At 48.2% G+C, this 23529-nt stretch carries 23 protein-coding genes and 1 riboswitch; of the genes, 12 read left to right on the top strand and 11 right to left on the bottom strand.

The features are described from left to right. The first annotated feature begins 74 nt into the window (after positions 1-74). Positions 75-674 (top strand): DUF4230 domain-containing protein, encoded by a 600-nt coding sequence (locus tag KNQ06_RS14280; RefSeq protein WP_215148627.1) that lies wholly within the window; start codon positions 75-77, stop codon positions 672-674. Between the two features lie 4 nt (positions 675-678). Here KNQ06_RS14280 and KNQ06_RS14275 read toward each other — a convergent pair whose 3' ends face one another. From KNQ06_RS14275 to KNQ06_RS14260, 4 genes are all read right to left on the bottom strand, one after another. Beyond that, positions 679-1041: a hypothetical protein gene (locus KNQ06_RS14275; RefSeq protein WP_215148625.1), complete on the bottom strand. Its 363-nt coding sequence runs from the start codon at positions 1039-1041 to the stop codon at positions 679-681. 26 nt (positions 1042-1067) lie between these two features. Further along, positions 1068-1220 (bottom strand): hypothetical protein, encoded by a 153-nt coding sequence (locus tag KNQ06_RS14270; RefSeq protein ID WP_215148623.1) that lies wholly within the window; start codon positions 1218-1220, stop codon positions 1068-1070. A gap of 156 nt (positions 1221-1376) precedes the next feature. After that, entirely contained in the window at positions 1377-1616 is a 240-nt protein-coding gene (locus KNQ06_RS14265) for a hypothetical protein (RefSeq protein ID WP_023469834.1), read from the bottom strand. 15 nt (positions 1617-1631) lie between these two features. Beyond that, a complete protein-coding gene (locus KNQ06_RS14260) occupies positions 1632-2252 on the bottom strand; it encodes an HNH endonuclease family protein (RefSeq protein ID WP_029343013.1) in 621 nt (206 codons plus the stop codon). A gap of 192 nt (positions 2253-2444) precedes the next feature. On the opposite strand from KNQ06_RS14260, the gene KNQ06_RS14255 reads away from it, so the two are divergent. From KNQ06_RS14255 to KNQ06_RS14235, 5 genes are all read left to right on the top strand, one after another. After that, a complete protein-coding gene (locus tag KNQ06_RS14255) occupies positions 2445-2642 on the top strand; it encodes a hypothetical protein (protein ID WP_035395460.1) in 198 nt (65 codons plus the stop codon). Between the two features lie 82 nt (positions 2643-2724). After that, complete coding sequence (locus tag KNQ06_RS14250) at positions 2725-3912, top strand: DUF4317 domain-containing protein (RefSeq protein WP_035395462.1); 1188 nt, start codon at positions 2725-2727, stop codon at positions 3910-3912. Between the two features lie 176 nt (positions 3913-4088). Then, entirely contained in the window at positions 4089-5168 is a 1080-nt protein-coding gene (locus KNQ06_RS14245; protein ID WP_251133575.1) for an alpha/beta hydrolase, read from the top strand. A 16-nt stretch (positions 5169-5184) separates the two neighbouring features. Then, entirely contained in the window at positions 5185-7944 is a 2760-nt protein-coding gene (locus KNQ06_RS14240) for a glycoside hydrolase family 3 protein (RefSeq protein ID WP_215148621.1), read from the top strand. Between the two features lie 31 nt (positions 7945-7975). Further along, positions 7976-8488, top strand: a complete 513-nt coding sequence (locus KNQ06_RS14235; RefSeq protein WP_215148619.1) for an SF0329 family protein — start codon at positions 7976-7978, stop codon at positions 8486-8488. Between the two features lie 46 nt (positions 8489-8534). Here KNQ06_RS14235 and KNQ06_RS14230 read toward each other — a convergent pair whose 3' ends face one another. Then, positions 8535-9530 carry a tRNA dihydrouridine synthase gene (locus KNQ06_RS14230; protein WP_029343007.1) on the bottom strand — a complete coding sequence of 332 codons (996 nt, stop codon included), beginning with the start codon at positions 9528-9530 and terminating at the stop codon, positions 8535-8537. Positions 9531-9637: 107 nt separating this feature from the next. Then, a complete protein-coding gene (locus KNQ06_RS14225; protein ID WP_215148617.1) occupies positions 9638-11245 on the bottom strand; it encodes an FMN-binding glutamate synthase family protein in 1608 nt (535 codons plus the stop codon). A 142-nt stretch (positions 11246-11387) separates the two neighbouring features. Between KNQ06_RS14225 and KNQ06_RS14220 the strand changes: the two genes are divergently transcribed. After that, positions 11388-11882, top strand: coding sequence for an LURP-one-related/scramblase family protein (locus tag KNQ06_RS14220; RefSeq protein WP_047394907.1), 495 nt, complete (start codon positions 11388-11390; stop codon positions 11880-11882). Between the two features lie 18 nt (positions 11883-11900). Beyond that, positions 11901-12422 (top strand): NUDIX hydrolase, encoded by a 522-nt coding sequence (locus KNQ06_RS14215; protein WP_075642867.1) that lies wholly within the window; start codon positions 11901-11903, stop codon positions 12420-12422. A gap of 42 nt (positions 12423-12464) precedes the next feature. Here the strand turns inward: KNQ06_RS14215 and KNQ06_RS14210 are convergent, their stop codons facing one another. Beyond that, a complete protein-coding gene (locus KNQ06_RS14210) occupies positions 12465-13688 on the bottom strand; it encodes an MFS transporter (RefSeq protein WP_050678565.1) in 1224 nt (407 codons plus the stop codon). A 221-nt stretch (positions 13689-13909) separates the two neighbouring features. On the opposite strand from KNQ06_RS14210, the gene KNQ06_RS14205 reads away from it, so the two are divergent. Next, on the top strand, positions 13910-14884 hold the full coding sequence (locus tag KNQ06_RS14205; RefSeq protein ID WP_215148615.1) for a PD-(D/E)XK nuclease family protein: 975 nt from the start codon (positions 13910-13912) through the stop codon (positions 14882-14884). Here KNQ06_RS14205 and KNQ06_RS14200 read toward each other — a convergent pair. Further along, the gene (locus tag KNQ06_RS14200) at positions 14876-15415 is read right to left on the bottom strand and encodes a histidine phosphatase family protein (protein WP_214806123.1); all 540 of its coding nucleotides are present in this window, start codon (positions 15413-15415) and stop codon (positions 14876-14878) included. The genes KNQ06_RS14205 and KNQ06_RS14200 overlap by 9 nt on opposite strands. A 209-nt stretch (positions 15416-15624) precedes the next feature. After that, a riboswitch (glycine riboswitch) is annotated at positions 15625-15702 on the top strand. A gap of 159 nt (positions 15703-15861) precedes the next feature. On the opposite strand from KNQ06_RS14200, the gene KNQ06_RS14195 reads away from it, so the two are divergent. Beyond that, positions 15862-17229: an amino acid permease gene (locus KNQ06_RS14195; RefSeq protein ID WP_050678563.1), complete on the top strand. Its 1368-nt coding sequence runs from the start codon at positions 15862-15864 to the stop codon at positions 17227-17229. A 40-nt stretch (positions 17230-17269) separates the two neighbouring features. On the opposite strand, the gene KNQ06_RS14190 is transcribed toward KNQ06_RS14195, so the two are convergent. After that, positions 17270-18799: a cryptochrome/photolyase family protein gene (locus KNQ06_RS14190; RefSeq protein WP_215148613.1), complete on the bottom strand. Its 1530-nt coding sequence runs from the start codon at positions 18797-18799 to the stop codon at positions 17270-17272. A gap of 244 nt (positions 18800-19043) precedes the next feature. Here KNQ06_RS14190 and KNQ06_RS14185 point away from each other — a divergent pair, with 244 nt between their 5' ends. Beyond that, a complete protein-coding gene (locus KNQ06_RS14185; RefSeq protein ID WP_215148611.1) occupies positions 19044-20537 on the top strand; it encodes a malate:quinone oxidoreductase in 1494 nt (497 codons plus the stop codon). A 44-nt stretch (positions 20538-20581) separates the two neighbouring features. Here KNQ06_RS14185 and KNQ06_RS14180 read toward each other — a convergent pair whose 3' ends face one another. Next, the gene (locus tag KNQ06_RS14180; RefSeq protein WP_069940113.1) at positions 20582-21124 is read right to left on the bottom strand and encodes an ECF transporter S component; all 543 of its coding nucleotides are present in this window, start codon (positions 21122-21124) and stop codon (positions 20582-20584) included. A 250-nt stretch (positions 21125-21374) separates the two neighbouring features. Here KNQ06_RS14180 and KNQ06_RS14175 point away from each other — a divergent pair, with 250 nt between their 5' ends. Then, complete coding sequence (locus KNQ06_RS14175; protein WP_149428069.1) at positions 21375-21944, top strand: hypothetical protein; 570 nt, start codon at positions 21375-21377, stop codon at positions 21942-21944. Positions 21945-21987: 43 nt separating this feature from the next. On the opposite strand, the gene ahpF is transcribed toward KNQ06_RS14175, so the two are convergent. Beyond that, a complete protein-coding gene (ahpF, locus tag KNQ06_RS14170) occupies positions 21988-23517 on the bottom strand; it encodes an alkyl hydroperoxide reductase subunit F (RefSeq protein WP_149428068.1) in 1530 nt (509 codons plus the stop codon). Between the last annotated feature and the right edge of the window lie 12 nt (positions 23518-23529).

Raw genomic sequence — 23529 nt, 5'->3', positions numbered from 1 at the left:
TTATATTAATTATTTAACTATTGAAAATGTATAATTAAAAAAGGGAAAAAATACATTTTTAAGGAGAACAAACTTTGAAAAGAACAATTATTACTAGCGTAATTACAATTGCAGCTATTGTAACGATAGGATTAGCTGTTTTCTTTATATTCAAACCAATCGAACTAAAAACTGAAAAAAGGTCCAGTACCTCTCTGATCCAAGAAAAGATAGTAGAGCTATCGGAGCTAGCCACTTTAAAATATGAGTACAGTGATGTAGTGGTTAGTCGTACGAACAGAAAAATTTCACTTGGAGTCACCGATTTAAAGTTTGCTGAGGCGATAAAACTCATCAAATACTCTGGGTATTTAAAAGCAGGAACTGATCTTTCTAAAGCAAGTGTGTCGTATAACAAAGAAAAAAATTTGATGCTTGTACGAGTACCGAAAGCTAGAATTCTCGATAATGTTGCTGAAATCGAAAAAGCAGAGGTAGAAGATGTAAAGGGAAACATCCTATCGGACTATCCGACGCAAACTGTGTTCGATGTCATAAGTAAGAATAAAGAAAAGGTGGAAAAGAAAAAGATAAGTGAAGGACTTTTAGAAAAAGCAGATCAATCTACTCAAAAGTTGCTAACATCTTTTTTGAAATCGAATGAATATAAAAATATTTCGATTGAGTTTTATTGAGTTATTATACTGTTATAAATTTCATATAGTCCGCTTCTTTCTTAAACTGATCATTCACAATCAAATCCGGTGAAATCAAATAGGTTCCGACATATTCACCGTGCTTAATTTTGAAATAGCATGTCTTCGGTGCGAGTAGACTTTTTGATTGATGAATCTGCTCTCGTGATAGTGGCGTCCAACCTGATTGATCTTGTGAATTAGCGAAAGAGACAACAATCGATTGATCAGCTTGAATCAATAGTACAAGATCGTTGTCTTGTAAACGTGATGGATTGACGTGGGCGAGGATCGGGTCGGCAGACTTAGCGATAAACCCGCCAATAGTAGCGTGTGACTGCTGTTCCTTGATGAATTGTTGAATCAAAGTTATCCCCCTGACTGGACCATAGATTACTCCGACTTTTCTTTCGTGATGATACCGATACCGCAACCAAATAGCATGATGATACCCGTAACGAGTAACGCAGGCACGTGACTTTCTAGTGCCATGTAGAGACCTGCACCACTTAAGATGACGCCGGTTGGAATCAAAACGTTTCGCATGAAGTATTCCTCCCGAAAGGATAATGACGTTGTTTTCACTATACCGGATAGAACGTCAGATAAAACACATACTTTAGTAAATAATGACAATCTGATTTTGAATATACAGAACGAAAACAGACGCCGTCTATTAACTTGGACAGCGTCTGTTTTTCATTATGTTCGCTCTAGTACATTGACGAGCATCTGATGGATGACGTCATGATCCCGAACGTCATGGACACGATAACTGCCGGGTAACGTATAAACGTCTATCGCCCCGACATAAGCAATCTTCAGTTCCAACGTTCCGTCCTCCTGACAGGTCGTCCGGAGTTCGAGTTCACCGCTGATGACACCAACTTCTTGCGTCATGACACCATGTGTGGCGGTAAAGGTAGAGGTTTTCGTTTCCATCGAATCGACTCCTTTTTAGTATGTACATGTGTTCAACATCGTTTGTAAGGCGGTTTTTTCACTCGACTGTAAGCTGAGGTTCCAGCGGCTCTTCGTATTGATCCACATCTTCGAGTAAGCGCAGCTCGCACCTGCTCGTGTCGGCTTCCATGTCGACGGATCCTGATCTCCTTTTGAACGGTTCGAGCTTGCGGAGACAGCAATCAATTGTGGACCTGTCAAATCGTTTGCGAACGCTTGACGTGTTGTCGTCGTCCAGCTGCTTGCTCCTGAGCGCCATGCTTCCGCAAGCGGTACGACATGATCGATGTCGAGGTCAGACGGATTCGTGAATGTCAGTCCGTCATAGTAACTATACCAAGAACCAGATGTAACGGGGCACGATCCGACATATGAATCAGCGTCACGTTTTAAGACGACTTGTCGTGTATCACAGCCGCCTCCTTGACTGCTCCAGTGCGGGAACAAATCACGCGAATAACCGGTCATGCTGCCTTCTGTTTTAACCGTTAAGGCATCGAGTTGAGACTGGGCCGTCGCTTTCGATGAGATGCCCGATGGTAACGCGGAAACAGACGTCGTATCGAATTGGAAAGCGGTCAGGCAGACGAGCGTAGTGATGACGATGGACTTGATGGCTTTGAACACGTGTCATTCCTCCTATGTATGAGACGAGATGATGTGAAGACACCCTTCACAATTTTTAGTATGGCATCACTTATTTAGGAAAAAATGAATATCGTGTAAATGTTATTAAAATTAAACTTTTGTCATTATATAGAAGGGTCTGATGTTAGGATTTAGGTGGAGAAGAAAGGAAACTACATAATGAACGAACGAATTAGAGGATGGTTGATCGTGTGCGGTATCTTTTTAGTCGTAAGTGGCACGTTGACGGAAGCGCAACGTTATTTCAACACAAAAGAACTAGATAATTGCATCGCGCAAGCTCGCGCTGCCCACCAAGAATATGAATATGAGATCGTTAATCCTGTCACACGCGCGTATTCATTCCGTGCGCATTGATTTTCTAAAAGATGTCTGGTCATCTCGCATATGGTACGCTTTTCAGGAAGCAGGATTTTAATGATTCGAGGAGCTGGTATGCATGAATAAAAAAGACATCGCCGACATCCGTCGTCACTTCAAGATGGATGCTGATTTACTAAAAATCCATGAAATCTACAACGTCTATATCCGAAAAGAGACGAGCGAAATCTATCATGAGGAAGCCCGACCGTTTCCGTTGCTTGATCCGGAACAACAGGAGCTGTTTCTTGCGAACTTCAAGAAAGTACTAGGTGGAAAACTCGACGTCAAGCTGTTCGAGGTCAAGTTCACCCATCCGGAAGAAGGAGAGACGGGTCATACGCAACAGCTCCTTTATGAAGGACTGTATGCGGAAGAGCCGGAGGACTGGGTCGAGCAGATGCAGACTATGGCGTTGAAGATGGTTCAAGACGTCCAGTACGAGAATGACCTCGTCGTCACGTTCATTCGCGGACAATACTATAAAACGACGAAGCGCCAAGCGGATGAGACAGAGATCGATCCGAATGACGACGTCTATACGACGCCGTTCATCCTCGGTAGCCTTAACTTAACGGAGTTACCGAAACAATCGCTCGTCTTTGATTTTGTCGAACGGGAATTCAAGTCGAACTTATTCATCAATCCGGTCATCAAACTGGCGTCGCCAATTGGTGGATTCCTCTTCCCGACCTTCACCGACAATGCAGCAGACGTCAATCATGTCTTGTATGCGGCAGGTAAGCCGAATAAACCGGATTTCGGGTTCCTTGAAAATGTCTTGAACGGTCAACCGATCGTCACGGCAGATGAGGATAAAGCGATCTTCGAGGAAATCGTCAAATCGGTCGTCGGTGAATCAATGGATACGAAGACGTTAGCCGGTGTCTATGAAAACATCAATCAGTTGATCGTCGTCGAAGAGGATCAGGATGAGGAAGAAGTGCCAATGCTCGACGTCCAAGAAGTCGAGCGTGTGCTCAAGGCAAGTGGTGTCGAAGACGTCAGCACGGAGCAGGTCGAACGGGCGTTCAAGACGGTCGTTGACGATCCGACATACGAGATGAAGGCAAGTAACATCGTCCCGAACTATGAAGCGAAATCGATTAAAATCAATACGAAGGTCGCAAATATCGCGATCAGTCCGCAAGACTTGAAGTACGTCAAACAAGTCAACTATCAAGGGAAACGATGCCTGTTGATCGAGGTCGAGGAAGACACGGTCATCGATGGCTTTACGATCGTTTCCCAAGAACAATTACGATGAGGATCAGCGCAGGCGACTGCGCTGATTTTTTTAGGTGAAACATTTGCTTCTGCTGTCAAAGACAGGTATATTGTGATGTAAGCGGTCTCTTTTTTAAAAAAGAGGCATTCGAAATTTTTTTAACTGTTACCGAAAGCGCTTTCGATAACGGTTTGACTAGAAAGGAAGCGATTCATTTGTCTACCGCATCGATGCAAGACTTACTACGGACGTTACGAAATCGTTCATCCATCCATCAAGACGGACTTGAGATCGTCGATAAGCCGATTCCTGACGTCTCGACTCCAGGAACACTCGATCCGCGTGTCCGTGAGGTCGTCCTCACGCAGCGTCCATCGGTCTCGATTCCAGAAGGGGCGTCGCCAGTCGAACTCGCGCGTGCCGGCATGGGCTGGGACAACGAAGACGTGACGACTCGGCAAATCTCAACGGATGTCCTCGCGATCCCAAGACTCGGTACCACGATCGAAGCACGGCTGTATTGTCCGAAAGCGGCGCGTCCACTCCCGCTCGTCGTCTATTTTCATGGCGGTGGTTTTTTCGGGGGCACGCTCGAGACGGTCGAGAATCCGTGTAAGGCATTAGCCGATAAAGGGAACGTCGCCGTCTTGTCCGTTGGTTATCGATTGGCGCCAGAGCATCCGTTTCCGACAGGGCTTGAGGATTGTCATGCATCGATCGATTGGGCAGTCGAACACGCTGATCGACTTGGGATTGATCCTAGCGCAATCGCCGTCGCTGGTGACAGTGCCGGTGGGAACTTAGCGACGGTCTGTTGTTTGCTCGACCGCGAGCGTCCGACGCCGTATATCCGCTATCAAGTCTTGTATTATCCGGTCGTTAATGTCGGCGAACATCCGAATTCGGAATATGATTGGACGCTTGAAGCGTATGACCGACAAACGGAACCGGAGCTACTCGAACGGATCATTTTGTCGCTGCAAGATGAAGAGGGTGTCCTCGAGCAGTGGTACGTTCAAACAAGTGACGCAAAGGATCCGAGGATTTCTCCGTTGTTCGCGACACTCGACGATCTACCAGAGGCACTCGTCATTACAGGAGAGTTTGATTACTTACGTCTTGAAGGGGAAGCGTATGCGAAAAAGCTCGCACGCGCCGGCGTCAAGACCCGCTATCTCCAGTACCGCGGGATGGAACATGCCTTTCTTGATAAACTCGGTCTGTATCCGCAAGCCGAGGACAGCTTAGACGAAATCGCGAAAGACTTAAAACGACTTTTTTCTCAAACTAACTAACAAAGGTGGATGACGCATGACATACACGCTCGATTGGCAAGCCTATACAAAACTCGCTCGACAAACCGTCGCGGAAGGGGCGGTCCTCTTACAAAATGATGGTGTACTCCCGTTACAACCCGCATCGACGGTCGCTGTCTTCGGACGTAATCAGTTCAACTACTATAAAAGCGGTACGGGATCAGGCGGAATGGTCAACGTCACGAACGTCGTCAGTCCGCTCGATATGCTACGCGAAGACGTAACGCTGAATGCAGACGTCCTCAAGGCGTACGAGACGTGGCTTGAAGACCATCCGTTTGACCAAGGTGAAGGCTGGGCAGCCGAGCCGTGGTCGCAAGAAGAGATGCCGCTTGACGCGACACTCGTTCAGCAAGCAGCGCTTGACTCCGATGTTGCCTTGATCATGATCGGTCGTACGGCTGGGGAAGACCGCGACAATACAGCGGATCCAGGGAGTTATTTTTTAACGGAGACGGAACAGGAGATGCTCCGACTCGTGACGACACACTTCAAACAAACTGTGGTCGTCTTGAACGTCGGGAATATCATCGATATGCGCTGGGTCGAAGAGACGGCGCCAAGTGCTGTCCTTTACGCGTGGCAAGGAGGGATGGAAGGCGGAACTGGACTGAGTGATCTTTTGCTCGGCCGCGTCTCGCCGTCCGGAAAATTACCAGATACGATCGTCCGTTCACTCGATGATTATCCGTCAACACCACACTTCGGTCATGCTGATCGCGCGTTGTATCAAGAAGACATCTATGTCGGGTACCGTTACTTCGAGACGTTCGCACCGGAAGCGGTCTTGTATCCGTTCGGTTATGGATTATCGTATACGTCGTTTGACCTTACGACAGACGTGACGACGTCAGCTGATGCTTGGACGGTGACGGCGACGGTGACGAATACCGGGCAGACGAGTGGGAAGGAAGTCGTACAAGGATACCTCGAGAAACCACAGGGACAACTCGGGAACCCGACGCGTCAACTTGTTACGTTCGGAAAGACAGAAGAACTCGCACCAGGCGAGCAAGAATCTCTCACACTCGTCGTACCGTTTGCCTCATTTGCGAGTTATGACGATAGTGGCGTCACCGGGCATAAGTCGTCTTATGTCGTCGAACCTGGCACGTATCAGCTCTATCTCGGAACGGACGTCCGGTCGGCGGTTCCAGTCGCAAGCCATTTCGTCGAGACGCTTGACGTCACGGACGTCTTAACGGAGAACATGGCACCAGTGACGGCGTTTGAACGCATCAAACCACAAGCGACCGAAACGGGATATACGGTGACGTATGAAGCGACACCACTGCGGACGATCGATCCAGAACAACGTCGTCAACAGGAGCGTCCCGTTGAACGGACGCAGACGGAAGATGCCGGTTGGAAGTTACGCGACGTCAAAGAAGAGCGTGTCACGCTTGAGACGTTCCTCGATCAATTGACGAATGCGGATCTCGCGGCGATCGTCCGGGGGGAAGGGATGAACTCACCGCGCGTCACACCGGGAACGGCGGGCGCCTTCGGTGGCGTGACGACAGAACTCGAAGCGCTCGGTATTCCAGCAGGCTGCTGCGCGGATGGTCCGTCCGGAATCCGGATGGACATCGGGACGAAAGCCTTCTCGTTACCGAACGGAACATTGCTTGCCTCGACGTTCAACACAACATTGATTGCCGATCTATTTGAGATGACAGGTCTTGAGTTACGGAAGAACGATATTGATACGTTGCTTGGACCCGGGATGAACCTTCACCGCCATCCACTCAATGGACGGAACTTCGAGTATTTCTCGGAAGATTCGTATCTGACTGGAAAAATGGCAGTGGCACAACTCGACGGGATGCACCGGGTTGGTGTGACGGGAACATTGAAGCACTTCAGTGCCAACAACCAAGAGTTCCACCGACACGATCTGGATTCGATCGTATCAGAACGGGCGTTACGTGAGTTGTACCTGAAAGGGTTCGAGATGGCCGTCAAGGACGGGAAAGCCTACTCGATCATGACGACGTACGGTGCCGTCAATGGGATCTGGACTGCCGGCTTATATGATCAGAACACACGTATTTTGCGCGATGAGTGGGGCTTTGATGGAATCGTCATGACCGACTGGTGGGCGAAGATCAATGCGGAAGGAACGGAAGCAAACCGTCAGCAAACGGCGACGATGGTCCGTTCGCAAAACGATCTCTATATGGTCGTCGGCGAACCGGGAACGAATCCGTTCGAGGATGATACGTTGACGGCTCTCGCTGACGGAACACTTCGACGTTCCGAGTTACTGCGGAGTGCTGCGAACATTTGTCAGTTCCTGTTACGCTCACCGGTCATGGACCGTGTGATGGGAACAGGATCGCCGGTCGAAGTTCTCGGGGCACCGGTCGAAGAGGAGACGCTTGAAGAGCAAGCGGTCTCACACCAACGCCTCATCAGTGGAGATGCCTTCCCGTTAACGGACGTCACGACGACGACAGGCAGTAGTCATGTCTTCGCTGTCACGGCAGAAGAGACAGGGATGTATCAGGTCACGTTGACGGCACGTTCGAACGCCGGTGAACTGGCGCAGATGCCGGTGACACTATTTGCGAACAACATGCCGGTTGCGACCTTTACCTTCAACGGAACGAACGGCGAGTGGGTCAGCCAGACGAAGGATGTCTTCGTCTTCAACCCGCACAACTATTTAAAACTCTACTTTGCACTCGGTGGTCTGGAGTTAAAAGAGTTGACGTTTACGCTTGCGGAATCGTTTCATATGAAGAACGGCTAATCACATTAGTCGGACGGAAAGGACGGATCGCTTGCAGTTTTCCATCATCAAAAAACGGGTCGAGCAACTGCTCGCCCCGTCGTTACAGGGACGGATTGCTTTTCATGCAGCTGTCTACCGGATTCAAGATAGTCCTAGTCGCGTTTGGGTGACGTTTGACGGAGAAGAGATTCTCGGAGCAGACGACTTTCACTTCGAGCGGGAAGTCGAGCGGCGTTATGCATTACAAGCTGCACAGCTACCGGAAAAACCAGCCGGATCGTTATGGCAGTCCGACTGGTTGAAGCAGTCGCATGCGTTATCCACTGAGATCGAACGACAGGTCAAACAGGACGGATATCTAGAGAACTATGAGATGCAGCAAGACTTGTTACAGTATCCGAATCTTCCTTTTGAACAAGCGCTCGTTCATCCACATCCTTTCATCCGTGGCATCGCACGTCTCGATCGGCGACTCGGCAAACGACGTTTTCTGTTGCTGACGCATCAGTCTGACTTTGAACAATGGTGTGCAGATACACGTCAAACTATCGAACACTGGTGATACGAAAAAAGCACGCTTCCTCAAGACGAGGAGGCGTGCTTTGTTGTTAAATTGAAAACGAGTTGACCTCGTGAATTCCTTCTTCTTCAACGAAGGCGTCGAGTAAGGCACGCACTTCGTCCGTTGAGTTCGTCTCCATCAATTTGACCCGCAGTTCACTCGCGCCACGGAATCCGCGGACGTAAATCTTGAAGAACCGGCGTAATGGCTTGAAGAGACGGGGCTCGAATTGAGCCGAGTAATGATCGTGCAGATCGAGCTGGAGACGTAACAAATCGAGGAGTTCTTGGCTCGAATGTTCTTTTTTCTCGACTTCGAACGCAAACGGGTTGTGGAAGATCCCGCGACCAATCATGACACCGTCGACACCGTATTTCTCGACGAGTTCAAGACCGTGTTGGCGATCGTTGATATCCCCGTTGATCGTCAGTAACGTCTGTGGTGCGATTTCATCACGTAACTTCTTGATTTCCGGAATCAATTCGAAGTGCGCTGGAACGGCACTCATCTCTTTACGTGTCCGGAGGTGAATCGAGAGGTTCGCGATATCTTGCTCGAGGATGTGGCGCAACCAATCGTGCCACTCTTCGACCTTCGTATAACCGAGACGCGTTTTGACGCTGACCGGGAGACCGCCCGCTTTTGCAGCTTGGATCAGTTCAGCTGCGACTTCCGGACGATTGATCAAACCGGAGCCTTTACCGTTAACAGCAACGTTATGGACGGGACAGCCCATGTTGATGTCGATCCCGCTAAAGCCCATCTCTGCCATGCCGATACTCATTTCGCGGAAATATTCTGGTTTGTCCCCCCAGATGTGAGCAACCATTGGTTGTTCATCTTCCGTGAACTCGAGACGTCCGCGGACGCTCTGCTTGCCTTTCGGATGACAATAGCTTTCTGTATTCGTAAATTCCGTGAAGAAGACGTCCGGACGCGCCGCTTTTGCGACGACGTGGCGGAAGACGACGTCGGTGACGTCTTCCATCGGTGCTAAGACGAAAAATGGTCGTGGTAAGTCCTGCCAAAAGTTCTTTTTCATAGTATATTAAACCCTTTCCTTAAGGTAATGCACATGTGTGGTTAAAGAATTTCATCAACTATACACTTTAAGCGCTCTGGCTAAAAAGTGCAAGTGAGTGCTATTCGTTACCGTGAGGAAAGAGAGCGATCCATCATATGCCGTGTCATCCAGTCCGGTCCCGGAATCAGGTGTCCGGCTTCGTCCTTATAGATGACGTGTTCGGGTCGAAGTTCCGTCGGCGAGACGAGTCCTGCTGCCGCTGTCAGGTTATAGAGACCTTCTCGTAACGAAATGATGTAGTTCGTCACGCGGAAACTTTTTTCGTCGACGATCAGCGCCTTTTGCAGCTTCGGATCGGTCGTCGCGACACCGACCGGACAGTGATTCGTATGACAAACTTGCGCTTGGATACAGCCGACATTAAACATCAGACCACGTGCGATATTGACGAAGTCGGCACCGAGAGCGAGAGCAATCGCAATCTTATCGGCACTGATCAGCTTACCGGACGCAAACACTTTGACCTTGTCGCGTAAACCAGCTTCCGTCAGGAGTTGATGGACGAACGGTAAGGCGGAAAAGAGTGGTAGACCAGCAGCATCCGCGAGTTCCTGAAACGTCGCGCCTGTCCCTCCTTCACCTCCGTCGACCGTCATAAAGTCCGGGTGACGTCCGGATTCTTTCATATAAGCAATCAACTGCCGCATGTCTTCGAGATTACCGACGACGACTTTGATTCCGACCGGTTTTCCGCCGATCTCACGTAGACGTTCGACCCAGTCGAGCATCGTCTCTGGTGTCGTGAATTCGTTGAACCGGTTCGGACTGTCAATTCCGACACCGATTTTGACCTTCCGGACAGCGGCAATCTCTTCTGTTACCTTTGATCCTTCGAGGTGACCACCGCGCGTTTTAGCTCCTTGAGCGAGCTTGAGTTCGAAGGCTTTGACTTGCGGTAACTCACTTTTTTTCTGGAACTCATCGAACGAAAAATCACCGTCTTCCGTTCGGACACCGAACAGACCGGGACCGATCTGACAGATGATGTCGACGTCACCTTTAAGATGAAAGTCAGACAGCCCGCCTTCACCGGTATTCATCCAGCTCCCTTTGGCGCGACCCAGTCCGATCGAGAGCGCGGTAATGGCACGGTCACCGAGCGCTCCAAAACTCATTGCTGATTGACCAATCAGTCCTTGGATTTGATAAGGGTGTCGACATGTCGTTGCGCCAATGACTGGTGCATCCTCCATTTTCAAGAGATACGGTGAAATTTGCTTCGCAACGAGATGTTCTTTACGTGTAAATAGTTCATCGCGGTCAATCTGATAGATGTGTGTGTCGACACGTTCCGACTGGTCGATGCGTAATTCCTGACGATTCGTTGGAAAGAGGGCGTTTTGTACATAAAAACCGGCTTCTTCAAAATCACGTTCCGATCCAAAACCGAGAATCCGACTTTGATATTTGCCGGAAAGGACGGCCGTCTTGTATTCATTACGGGAGAAGGGTTTCCCTTCGTTATTGTTGAGAAATAAGTATTGGCGGAGTTCCGGTCCCATGTTCTCGAGGATATAGCGCATTTTTCCAAGGACAGGGAAGTTTCGCAGGACCGCGTGTTCTTGCTGGCGACGATCAGCGCGCCAGACGTGCCAAAAGAGAAGCGGTGGGACAAGGATGATCAACAGGGCGATGGCGAGTAAAATGAAGAGAACAATCGTATTGATAGACATCAAAATTCCTTCTTTCCCGTAGATTCGTGGTATGTAAGTTGATACCACTGAAAGTTCGGATACAAACGATAATTTCCAGATATTGAATCTTTTCCGTCGGTGATCGCGTAAATGAACTTATACATTAAAGGAGGAGACCGGTATGCATACACTCTATATGAAAGAAAAAGCGTTCAGTTTACGTGGACGATTCTCGATTCAAGACGAGGCAGGGCACGACGCCTATCACATCGAGGGAAGTTTTATGAAACTTCCGAAGTCATTCAGCGTGACGAACCGAGATGGAGAGGAAGTCGCGGAAATCACGAAGAAGACGTTCAGTTTCCGACCGGTCTTTTATGTCGAAGCAGCAGGGCAATCGTTTGAGATCATTAAAGAGTTCACGTTCTTCAAGGACCGTTATACGATCAACTCGGATCAGTTCGAAGTAACGGGCGACTGGTGGGATGTTGATTTTGAGGTCTTACAACAAGGACAACGAATTGGTCGCGTGCAGAAGAAATGGATCTCTTGGACCGATCAGTACATCATTGAAGTCGAAGATGAAGCGATGGAAGAATTGTTGATCGCCCTCGTCGTCGCGATTGATTGCGTCAAGGCGGAGGAAAGTTCGAACTCTACATCTTTCATTGATTAAAAAGGAGCAGGATTTAGAATGGAACAGTGGGACGTATACACAGCAGATCGTAAGAAAACAGGACGGCTCTGGCAACGGGGAACGCCACATACAGCCGGCGATTATCACATGACGATTCATGTCTGTGTCTTTAACGCCAAAGGAGAGATGCTCGTCCAACAACGGCAACCGTTCAAATCTGGTTGGCCGAACATGTGGGATGTGACGGTCGGGGGCAGTGCGATCAGTGGGGATACGAGTCAGATGGCAGCACAACGGGAACTGTCGGAAGAACTTGGACTCGATATCGATTTCACAGGCATCCGTCCCCATCTGACGATTCCGTTTGAGATCGGTTTTGATGATTATTATCTCGTCGAGCAGGAAGTGGATTTGACGACGCTGACGCTGCAGGAAGAAGAAGTCCAACGCGTCGCTTGGATGACAGAAGAAGCGATCGTTAACGGGATCGAAGAAGGATGGTTCATCGGTTATCATGAATCATTGATTCGGCTGTTATTTGCTCTTCGTCATAGTTACGGCGCGCATAACGAGGCATAAAAAACAAGCCCTTCCGGTGATTCGGAAGGGCTTGTTGCTTGATTAAGCGGATTTTCGAAGTGCATCCGTCCGTTTTGGTTTTGTTTCTGGTAAGAAGAACGTGAAGAACAGATACACGGAACAGCAGAGGAAGAAGACGATCATCGAGACCGTATATCCCGCATGTCCGAGTGCGTAACTCCAAATGATCGTAAAGATCGTCTGCGTCGCATAAGCAATCGCCCAGAAGAGACCGAATAAGACGGTAATCTTTTGCGGTGTCATCCCTTTTCGTTCGTGTGCCAAGTTCATGAAGATCGGATACTGGATGTACATCGCAAATCCGGAAATGAACGCAAAGACATACGAAACGAGTGGCGAGATGTTTCCGAACAAGACGGTGACGAGGAAACTCGCGATCATGACCGTCCCGCTGATCAACAGAATCGGTTTACGAGGTGTTCCTTTGTTACCGATCCGTAGACCGACGAACGTTCCGACGATTCCGGCACCTGAGACCAACAGGTTGACGAGCGAACCGTTCAACTGCGTATACGTATCGAACACAGGTTTCAAGCCGACGAGCGATAAGATATAGAGCGTCAAGAAACCGCCGAAGGCAACCGCATATTTCCAGAGGAACGGATCGCGGACAGCATCTCCATAACCGTAAGGCGTTTCGTCCGCGTCCGCAGCATCGTTCAACTCGAACGACTCACTACCAATCCACCATGCGAAGAAGAGAATCGCTGTCAGACTCGCGAAAATCGTCAACGTCAGTTTCCAGTCACTGACGAATTGATCGGCAAACAAGGTGAACAAGAGTGACACGACGAATGCACCGACGTTATAGGAAACAGTGTTGAAGGCGTTGATCCGTAATTTTTCAGCCGGATCTTGGACGTAACGTGTCACGACCGGGTTCATGTAGACGATGACCATTGAACCACCGAGTCCCATGACCATGCGAGCGACCGTATACGCCCAGTAGTTCGGCAGATAGATGGCGACGATCGACATCATCAGGAACAACAGTGCGAGCAACGGTGCTTTTTTCGGACCGAGCTTCATCAAGATGAGCGCGGCGAGAATGTTGGCGAAGACACGCGCCGTCGTAATCGAATAGTTGACGAGTTGTGAGATGAGGGGGTCAACGGTCTGATTACCGAAGAAATGCGCCGTTATTTGTGGCGTCAACGATGAACCCGCGACCCAGTTCATGGCGAAGGTCGCATAGGCGAACCAGAGGACGATCATCATGAAATAGCCTTTTTTTGTGGTAGACATAAAAATCCCTTCTTTTCTGAAGTTCCGCTTCATACCTGAATCGAAAACTACTTAACTTTATTATCAATTCATTCAATATAAAGCCGTTCCGAAGGGAAGTAAAATAGATAGTTCTTATGAAATCTATAAGCAAATTGAATGAGTAGAGTTTGTTATTATTCTTCAAATGAATAATAAAAGGAAATTAAATGGTTATAATTGTAATAAAAGGAGGTATTCATTTGAAACCTAATATTTTTGATTATGCCACAAGTGAGTTATCACAAGACGCTTTTCTATGTTGGTTATTGAAGTGGGCGGAAGAAGGAGCACGAAGTCACGATCCGCAACTCCATACGATTGCGAATGTATTTGTTAAAGAAGTTTTTGATCTTCATAATTGCCAGTTAAACGAATCGATTCAAAGTGTGTGTATTAAAAGACAGTTCAATAGTCTAGATATATTAGCGATCATCAATGAGAAATATGCCATTATGATTGAGGACAAAGTATTTACGAGTCATCATTCAGATCAATTACGTCGATATCTAGAAATGGTCAAAACTCACCCCGAAACATGGTATTTGAAGCCGATACCGATTTATTACAAAATCGTAGAACAAGGCGACTACTCCGGCGTGACAGAAGCAGGATATCAAATATTTACGCGAACGAAGATGATCGAAGTACTGAGCGGCCTTCATACTTCGACGACCAATGATATTTTGAACGATTATCTTAAGTATCTCAAGCAGATCGACACCTCGATCGAATCTTATAAATCACTACCAATCACCGAATGGAATTCTTTCTCTTGGCAAGGATTCTATAGAGATCTGCAAAAAGAATTGAAGAACGGAAAATGGGGACGCGTTGAAAATGCACGTGGAGGATTTTGGGCATTCTGGTGGAAAGGAGACGATAGTCAACCGCACTATTGGCAGTTAGAAGAATCAATGTTAAAAGCAAAGGTAGAAGCTGCTGATAGTCAAAATATAAGAGAGTATCGAGATCACTGTATGCAAGCATTATTGGAGTATTCTCAAAAAAATGAGTTGAATTTAAGTCGACCAAAAAGTGTTCGTAGTGGAAAAACGATGACGATTGCACAACGCCCCGATTACATACAAGTCTTTGATGATCAAAAAATTAATTTTGAACAAACCGTATTAGAGTTGAAGCGTTATGCGTACTTTAGTCAGGCTCCGTTAGTATAGATCGATTGGTTGAAAAGATATTACATCATCTACTTGCGTCACCTTAAAAATATCTGGATTCTTCAGCTGTAAACTTTCTTCGAATCCAAAAGTAGGGTCAATCGAATGCAAGTATAAAGATAACAAATTCCCATGTGTCACGAGAATGGAACCATCATGCTGTTGCAACGCTTTTTCAACGACACGCGTGATGCGCTTAGTTGCTATCCGGCTAGATTCACCACCAGGACACGTATAGTCTGGATCGATGAACGTTAGACGAAGATGATCCTGCCAATCGTCAAGTGGAACGGCACTTAACCGTCGTTCTTTTAAGTCATCTTCTTGTGCAACGGGTAGTTTCAGAGCAGTCGCAAGTGGTTGAATCGAGTCGAGCGCTCGGCGATACGGACTCGAAATAAGATGTGTGATCGGAAGCTCAAATAACTGCGTACACAGTCGTTGCGCCTGTTCTTCTCCACGAGGTGTTAACGGGGCTTCCGGTGCTTGACCAGTCGTTTCACAGTGGCGAATCAAGTAAATCGTCGACATGAATGTTTCATCCTTTCGTGATCAAGTCGTGCTGTATGATTTCTGGAAAAGATGGTAAAGTCCTTTTCATAGATTGAAAAAGCATTTTGAAAAAGGCGTTGACAAACGCTGTCGAGATTACTAGAATTAGAAACAATTCATCGATGCAGCGACGCATCGGATAATCAAATAAAGAGAAAGCTATGATTGTCATGGGTCACACTATGGCAGGAGCAGCTTCTGGAGAGACCGTGTCGACACGGCGCCGAAGGGTTCACAATCTCAGGCAAACGGACAGAAGAGTAATCACATGCAGCGACGGGCATTCATGGAATGTCATAGTGGCGTGTATGGGTTATTCCTTTGATTTTGTTGAGATTGGACATTCGTCCAGTCTCTTTTTTCTTTTTCAGGACCGACAGAACGGTCTGAAGCGTAGAGAAACCATCACAAGGAGGAGTTCAGGTTTGGAACAGCAAGGATTAAAGCGGGATTTATCGAATCGTCATGTACAGTTGATTGCCATTGGTGGAACGATCGGAACAGGGTTATTTTTAGGATCAGGAAAAGCGATCCAACTCGCCGGACCATCGATCATTTTTGCCTACTTACTCGTCGGGATCGCGATCTTCTTCGTCATGCGGGCACTTGGGGAATTGTTATTGTCAAAAGCAGGTTATCAGTCACTCACAGACATCGCAGAAGATTATCTCGGACCACGTGCCGCGTTCGTGACCGGTTGGACGTATTGGTTCTGTTGGATCATGACAGCGATGGCAGACATCATCGCTGTCGGTCTTTACGTCAAGTATTGGTTTGATATCCCGCAATGGATTCCAGCCGTTCTTGCTCTCTTGATTTTACTTGGATTTAACTTGTTGACCGTTAAATTGTTCGGTGAACTCGAGTTTTGGTTTGCCTTGATCAAGGTCGTGACAATCCTTGCTTTGATTGGTGTCGGAATCGTCTTGCTCGCGATTGGGTTTAAAACAGACGCGGGTCCGGTGACGGTCTCGAATCTCTGGTCACATGGCGGTTGGATGCCAAATGGAATTACAGGATTCCTGCTATCGTTCCAAATGGTCGTCTTCGCTTATGTTGGCGTTGAGCTCGTCGGGGTATCCGCAGCAGAGACAGCAGATCCGAAGAAGAACATTCCATCCGCAATCAATAAGATTCCACTTCGGATCTTATTCTTCTATGTCGGTGCCTTACTCGTCCTATTGATGATCAACCCATGGACAGGATTAAGTGCAACAGAGAGCCCGTTCGTCAAGACGTTCAGTCTGATTGGGATTCCGCTCGCAGCAGGAATCATCAACTTCGTCGTACTGACGTCTGCTGCTTCTGCGTGTAACAGCGGAATGTTCTCGACGAGCCGGATTCTGTATAACCTGGGAAATCAACAGCAAGCGTCGAACAAGTTCTCGAAGTTGAATAAAAACCATGTCCCGGCAAACGCCTTGTTCGTCTCAACGATCGTCGTCTCAGTCGGTGCTTTGCTCAGTAAACTGTTACCAGGACAAGCGTTCAGTATCGTTACGACGATCAGTGCGATCTGCTTCATCTGGGTTTGGGGTGTCATCCTCGTCTGTCATCTCCGGTACAAGAAACAAAATCCGGAATTGCATGCGGCGTCGACATTCAAAGCACCATTGACACCACTCGTCAATTACCTCGTGCTCGGATTGTTTGCAGTCATTCTCGTCGTCATGCTGTTTGCTGACGATACACGCCCAGCCTTGTTGCTGACACCGGTCTGGTTCCTCGGACTATTCGGACTGTATCACCTCCGGAAAAAGAAACAACAAGCAGCTAATCAAAAAAGTGCGTAAGCCAAAACAAGCCGGTCGGATCTAATCCGACCGGCTTGATTTATGGTGTATCGAAAGCACCGTCCTGCAGTTGTTTTCGAAGTGCTTTCGCTTTCTTTCGAATATCGCGTTTGCTGTCCGCATCGCGCTTTCCCCATTGCCGATACATCATCGACATCCGCTGATTATCAGCGAACCGTTTTTCGTGCCGGTCGATGAAGTCCCAGTACAAGGCGTTAAACGGACAAGCATCCTCTCCGAGCATGTCCTTTTGATGGAACGGACATCCCTTGCAATAATCACTCATCTTATGGATGTAATTCGCCGAAGCGATGTACGGTTTAGTCGATAACGTTCCGCCATCAGCATGAAGCGCCATCCCGAGGACGTTCGGTAAGACGACCCAGTCATAGGCATCGATGTACATCTCGTTGAACCAATCTGCCGTCTGTTGCGGCGAGATCGCAAACAGATTAGCGAAGTTCCCGAGCACCATCAAGCGCTGGATATGGTGATTGTGCGCATGCTCGACAACAGGACGTAACGATTCAGCGACACAGTTCATTTTCGTCTTCCCGGTCCAGAAAAAGTCAGGTAAATCCACTTCATGACGTAGCGCATTGACGGAAGCATAGTCTGGCATCTCGGCTAGGTAGACGGCACGCATGTACTCGCGCCAGCCGAGGATTTGTCGAATAAAACCTTCGACCGCATTGAGCGGAGCATCTTGATCTTCAAGGGCGGCCTCGACTTGACGAATGACTTCTTCCGGTGTCAGCAATCCGAGATTGATTGCTGCTGATAAGAGCGAATGCGATAACGTATCTTCACCGGTCAGCATGGCGTCTTGATACGTTCCGAACGTCTCAAGTCGTTCTTCGATGAAACGATGAAGAGCCCGCGTCGCTTCCTTGCGCGTGACGGGCCAATGGAAGGAATCAAGTGCTCCCGGATGATTGGAAAAATCACGTTCGACCTTGTCGATGACATCCTTTGTGATGCGATCGGGACGAAACTGAATCGGATCGGGGAACGTCGTCCCGGACTTCGCCGGTTTTCGGTTCTCGGCGTCAAACGACCACTTTCTACCAATCGGTTTGGATCCGTTCATGAGAACGTTTCGTTCCTTGCGCAGTTTGCGATAAAAACGGTCCATCTTGTAGGGCTTGTCGCCGATTGCTTCGACCGCTTCTTCCTGTGTCAGTAAAAACAACGGCACGTCGGAACAGACCTCGACCTTGATTTTCTTCGGTAAAGCGTCTTGCCACTTGTGCATCGCCTTTCGCATCGGTTCGTCCGTGATCGCCGTATAGAATACATGATCCGGATCATGATCTTTCCGGTGCGCCTTAAATGCCTGATCGAACGAATCAGCTTCCCGGTAATCGACGGTGAAGCCTTTTTCGCGCAGTTCTTCCGCAAAATGTCGCATCGCTGAGAAGACGAGGACAAGTTTTTGTTTATGGTACGTCTTCCACTTGGAGCGTGAGGTCGCTTCGACCATCAGGATGACGTCGTCTTGTTTGTTTGCTTCCTTCAATAAAGGGAGATCGTGATTCAATTGATTGCCGAATATCCAGCGTGTCGCCATGAGTGTTCCTCCTTTTACTTTCGTTATATGATTACCGTTTTTCGTCAAAGTCATGCCTGATTGTATGCCGGCTGACGAAAATCTTCTTACCTGAATCGTCGCTTTTACACATTTCTGAATGTAAAAGAAGTTCCTTTCTGTGCAAGCTATGATAGGGTTATAATGGAAAGGTAAGTTGTCGTCATGAGGGGGAAGTTTTTCATGACAGGTAGTCCATAATATCAACGGGGATAGGAAGGATATCATGAGCAGTATGCCTAAAAAAACAGACGTTATTTTAATTGGTGCCGGAGTCATGAGCGCGACGTTAGGGGTCTTATTAAAAGAACTCGCGCCTGAGATCAACATCAAGGTATTCGAGAAACTCGCGAGTGCCGGGGAAGAGAGCTCGAACGAGTGGAACAATGCAGGAACAGGTCACGCCGCACTATGCGAACTGAACTATACGACGGAAAATGCCGATGGTTCGATCGATATCAGTAAAGCGGTCAAAGTAAACGAACAGTTCCAACTGTCACGTCAATTCTGGTCGCATCTCGTCAAGGAAGGTGTCTTGCCGAATCCGAAAGAATTCATCATGCCGATTCCACATATGAGCATGGTTGAAGGAACGAAAAACGTCGAATTCCTGAAAAAACGATTGGAAGCGCTATCAGCGAATCCGTTGTTTGCGGGAATGGAATATTCAGAGGATCCAGCGAAATTAGCCGAGTGGATTCCACTCATCATGAACGGTCGGACGTCACCAGAGCCGATCGCTGCGACAAAAATCGATTCAGGAACGGACGTCAACTTTGGTGCGTTGACACGAATCCTGTTTGAATATCTCGCACAACACGATGTAGCGATCAACTATCAGCATGGTGTCGAGGATTTGAAGCGTGTTGACGGGGGTTGGGAAGTCAAAGTGAAGAATGAGCGCGATCACCGGATCGAGCATCATACGGCGCAGTTCGTCTTCATCGGAGGTGGCGGCGGTAGTCTGCCGTTGCTCCAAAAAACAGGCATCGAGGAATCGAAGCAAATCGGTGGTTTCCCGGTCAGTGGTTTATTCCTCGTTTGTAAAAATCCTGAGATCATCGAACAGCACCATGCGAAAGTCTACGGAAAAGCGAAAGTCGGAGCACCGCCGATGTCAGTACCGCACTTAGATACACGATACATCGATGGGAAGAAATCACTCCTCTTCGGACCGTTTGCTGGCTTCTCACCGAAGTTCCTAAAGACAGGATCAAATCTTGATTTGATCGCGTCTGTCAAACCGAACAACGTCTTGACGATGCTTGCTGCGGGAGCTAAAGAGATGGGATTGACGAAGTATCTGATCGAACAAGTCCTCTTGTCGACGGAACAACGGATGAACGAATTACGAGAGTTCATTCCGAATGCGAAGACAGAAGACTGGGATGTCGTCGTCGCTGGTCAACGTGTCCAAGTCATCAAGGATACACCACAAGGAAAAGGGACACTCCAGTTCGGAACAGAGGTCATTAGTGCAGCCGACGGATCTGTCGCTGCCTTACTCGGGGCGTCACCAGGTGCCTCAACAGCAGTTCCCGTCATGCTCGAAGTACTCGCGAAATGTTTCCCGTCCGAATTACCGGTGTGGGAAGCAAAAATCAAGGAGATGATTCCGTCTTACGGGATCTCACTCGTTGAAAATCCGGAGCTGTTCGAACAGATCCATGCCGAAACAGCTAAAACGCTCGAGCTTGAACAAGGTCAACCGATTCGCTAAACGAAAACCGTCCGACTCCACAAGGAGCCGGACGGTGTTTTGATTTAGCGGAAGTTACGGAAGAAACGTGTTTTCTTCAGTGCAATCCCGACTGGAATCGCAACGAGGATTCCGACGACGTTTTGTGTGATGTTTCCTGGAATTGAAGCGACTGGTGCGACCCAGTTGCTGTAAAGGATACCTTCACAAACATAGTAAACAGCAAGCATGACGGGAGCAGAAACAATCATTGCGAAAATATTTAAGCCTGGATTGTCTCCTTTGTATCGCGAAGACCAGGCGATACGCCCGACAATATATCCTTGGAGTCCTCGAGCTACGATTGTAAATGGAGCCCAGAGTGTCCATCCACTGATAAGATCAAATAATCCCATGCCGATTGCTCCGGCAATCAGTGCTGTCCGTGGACCGAATAAAATCGCGATGAGAAAGAGCATCGCTGTTCCCATATGAACGAGACCACCGCTTGAAGCGATTGGCAATTTGATATTGATGAATAGTGTCGCGACAAGAACAAGTGCGATTGACATCGCAGTGATGACGAGCTGGCGAGTACGAGTGCTAGAATACGGTGCTGCTTTTTGCATGTGGCTAACCTTCTTTATGATAGATTTTAAGATAGCTTTAATCTATCAGATGACTGGACTAGTCAAAAGTGTCAACTTTGAATTATTTATAGGGGTCAGATTGACTAAAAAGTCGTCATTCGTTCTTAATTCCAAAAGAGTTTAATCTATTCATACAGTCTTAAATGAAAAAATCTCCAAAACGGTTGTCGTTTTTGAATCTACTTTTTGTTTTTTCTGTACAATGAACAGCGAAAGGAAGGGGAAGTTAATGAAATATCAGATCGCGACAGCTGTTTTTTTATTCGCTTCATTGTCACCAGTCATATCGGAGGCAAAGGACCAGACGACACAACATCAACGTTATTACGCGGCATATGAAAAAATCGTGCAGAAAATAAATCGGACACATGAAAATGCGGACGTCACGTTGCTTGCAGCAAATCAATTCGCAGACGAGGACTGGGTTTCGCCGAAACGTTTTCAGGAACGAGCAGTCAAACGGTTGAAGCCGTTACGTGTCCAAACGAGCTTCGAGTGGGATAGTGAACGGACGCTCGAACGCACGCAACGTGGAAACGAAGTCCGGATTATCGGGAATTTCGAGACAGAACTCTTGGAACAGAGTAAACGCCAACGATTATCCGATGTCTTTTCGATGACGTCTCTTGCGATCGATGATGGAAGATGGACGCAAACTGAATTTGTCGGTAGACCAATCGATGCAGGACAAACGATGGTCGTAACGGTCAGTGGTACATACGCGAAGCAAGGCATCTTAACAAAGCACCACATCACAAAAGAATTTCATTGTTCATCCGTTGGTGAAATCTACTATTGAAATAGAAAAAGAGCAAAACTCGTTTGAGTTTCGCTCTTTTCGTTTAATTCCGGATCAAGTGATCGAAAGCACCCAGTGCAGCTGTTGCACCAGATCCCATCGAGATGATGATCTGTTTATACGCGCTATCTGTGCAGTCTCCTGCAGCGAAAACGCCTGGTACGTTCGTTGCGCCGTGGCGATCGACTTGGACTTCACCGAACTTGTTACGGCTCACCGTTTCACCGAGCCAGTCCGTGTTCGGTACGAGACCGATCTGGACGAAGACACCTTCGAGCTCAACGTGACGCTCGACGTTCGTTTCGCGCTCGATGTACGTGATACCGTTCACTTTGTCCGTTCCTGTGATTTCCTTCGTCTGTGCGTTGACGACGACCGTGACGTTCGGAAGCGAAGCGAGGCGTTCTTGAAGAACAGCATCCGCTTTTAGTTCCGGTGCGAATTCAAGGACCGTGACATGCTTGACGATTCCCGCGAGATCGATGGCTGCTTCGATCCCTGAGTTTCCGCCACCGATGACTGCGACACGTTTTCCTTCGAACAACGGACCATCACAGTGTGGACAGTAGGCGACGCCTTTGTTCTTGAATTCGAGTTCGCCTGGGACACCAACGTTACGCCAGCGTGCACCTGTTGAAAGGATCAAACTCTTCGTCTTCAAGACAGCACCGTTCTCAAGCTCGAGCTCGAGGAGGTCTTTCTTCTCAAGACGAGTTGCCCGCTGCAGGTTCATGACATCGATGCCATATTCCTTGACGTGCTCCTCAAGACTTGCGACGAGTTTTGGTCCTTCCGTGTACTTCATGCTGATGAAGTTTTCGATGCTCATCGTATCCATGACTTGTCCACCGAAGCGTTCTGCGACGATTCCTGTCCGGATGCCTTTACGGGCTGCATAGATGGCAGCACTCGATCCAGCTGGACCACCACCGACGACGAGGACATCGTATGGATCTTTATCAGCGAAATCAGAAGCATCGGCACCTGTGCCAAGCTTCGCCAAGATTTCTTCGAGTGACATCCGTCCGTTACCGAATGCTTCGCCGTTGACGAAGACCGTCGGAACAGCCATGATCTCTTTTTGTTCGACTTCTTCCTTAAATGCCGCGCCATCAATCATCGTGTGACTGATGTTCGGGTTGAGGACGCTCATGACGTTCAATGCTTGTACGACATCTGGACAGTTGTGGCAGCTCAAGCTGATGTACGACTCGAAGTGGTACGTTTCTTGAATGCCTTGAATCTGCTTGATGACGTCCGCATCGACCTTCGGTGCTCGACCGCTGACTTGTAGCAGAGCGAGAACGAGGGACGTGAATTCATGACCGAGTGGGATTCCCGCGAACGTGATGCCGCTTGTCTCACCGACACGGTTGACTGTGAAACTTGGTGTCCGGGGAAGGCTTGCCTGCTCGACGGAGATGCGTGGTGTCATGCTTGCGATCTCTTCGACGAGTGCGCTCATCTCAAGCGAGACGGCGTCTGTCCCAGCGCTAACCGCTAGGACGAGATCGCCTTCGAGAAGCTCGAGGTATTGCGCGAGTTGTGCTTTAATGTCTGGTGCTAAAGCCATCGCGAATCCGCT

It is taken from the genome of Exiguobacterium sp. s91, assembly GCF_018618915.1.
Taxonomy (GTDB): Bacteria; Bacillota; Bacilli; order Exiguobacteriales; family Exiguobacteriaceae; genus Exiguobacterium_A; species Exiguobacterium_A abrahamii.
Note: the sequence above shows the minus strand (reverse complement) of the source record. Positions and strands in the feature narration are given on the sequence as shown.

Excerpts from the sequence above, each read along its gene's own strand:
- KNQ06_RS14270 (WP_215148623.1), bottom strand. The coding sequence starts at position 1,220 with ATGCGAAACGTTTTGATTCCAACCGGCGTCATCTTAAGTGGTGCAGGT.
- KNQ06_RS14265 (WP_023469834.1), bottom strand. The coding sequence starts at position 1,616 with ATGGAAACGAAAACCTCTACCTTTACCGCCACACATGGTGTCATGACG.
- KNQ06_RS14255 (WP_035395460.1), top strand. The coding sequence starts at position 2,445 with ATGAACGAACGAATTAGAGGATGGTTGATCGTGTGCGGTATCTTTTTA.
- KNQ06_RS14250 (WP_035395462.1), top strand. The coding sequence starts at position 2,725 with ATGAATAAAAAAGACATCGCCGACATCCGTCGTCACTTCAAGATGGAT.
- KNQ06_RS14240 (WP_215148621.1), top strand. The coding sequence starts at position 5,185 with ATGACATACACGCTCGATTGGCAAGCCTATACAAAACTCGCTCGACAA.
- KNQ06_RS14230 (WP_029343007.1), bottom strand. The coding sequence starts at position 9,530 with ATGAAAAAGAACTTTTGGCAGGACTTACCACGACCATTTTTCGTCTTA.
- KNQ06_RS14225 (WP_215148617.1), bottom strand. The coding sequence starts at position 11,245 with ATGTCTATCAATACGATTGTTCTCTTCATTTTACTCGCCATCGCCCTG.
- KNQ06_RS14220 (WP_047394907.1), top strand. The coding sequence starts at position 11,388 with ATGCATACACTCTATATGAAAGAAAAAGCGTTCAGTTTACGTGGACGA.
- KNQ06_RS14215 (WP_075642867.1), top strand. The coding sequence starts at position 11,901 with ATGGAACAGTGGGACGTATACACAGCAGATCGTAAGAAAACAGGACGG.
- KNQ06_RS14210 (WP_050678565.1), bottom strand. The coding sequence starts at position 13,688 with ATGTCTACCACAAAAAAAGGCTATTTCATGATGATCGTCCTCTGGTTC.
- KNQ06_RS14200 (WP_214806123.1), bottom strand. The coding sequence starts at position 15,415 with ATGTCGACGATTTACTTGATTCGCCACTGTGAAACGACTGGTCAAGCA.
- KNQ06_RS14190 (WP_215148613.1), bottom strand. The coding sequence starts at position 18,799 with ATGGCGACACGCTGGATATTCGGCAATCAATTGAATCACGATCTCCCT.
- KNQ06_RS14185 (WP_215148611.1), top strand. The coding sequence starts at position 19,044 with ATGAGCAGTATGCCTAAAAAAACAGACGTTATTTTAATTGGTGCCGGA.
- KNQ06_RS14180 (WP_069940113.1), bottom strand. The coding sequence starts at position 21,124 with ATGCAAAAAGCAGCACCGTATTCTAGCACTCGTACTCGCCAGCTCGTC.
- KNQ06_RS14175 (WP_149428069.1), top strand. The coding sequence starts at position 21,375 with ATGAAATATCAGATCGCGACAGCTGTTTTTTTATTCGCTTCATTGTCA.
- ahpF (WP_149428068.1), bottom strand. The coding sequence starts at position 23,517 with ATGGCTTTAGCACCAGACATTAAAGCACAACTCGCGCAATACCTCGAG.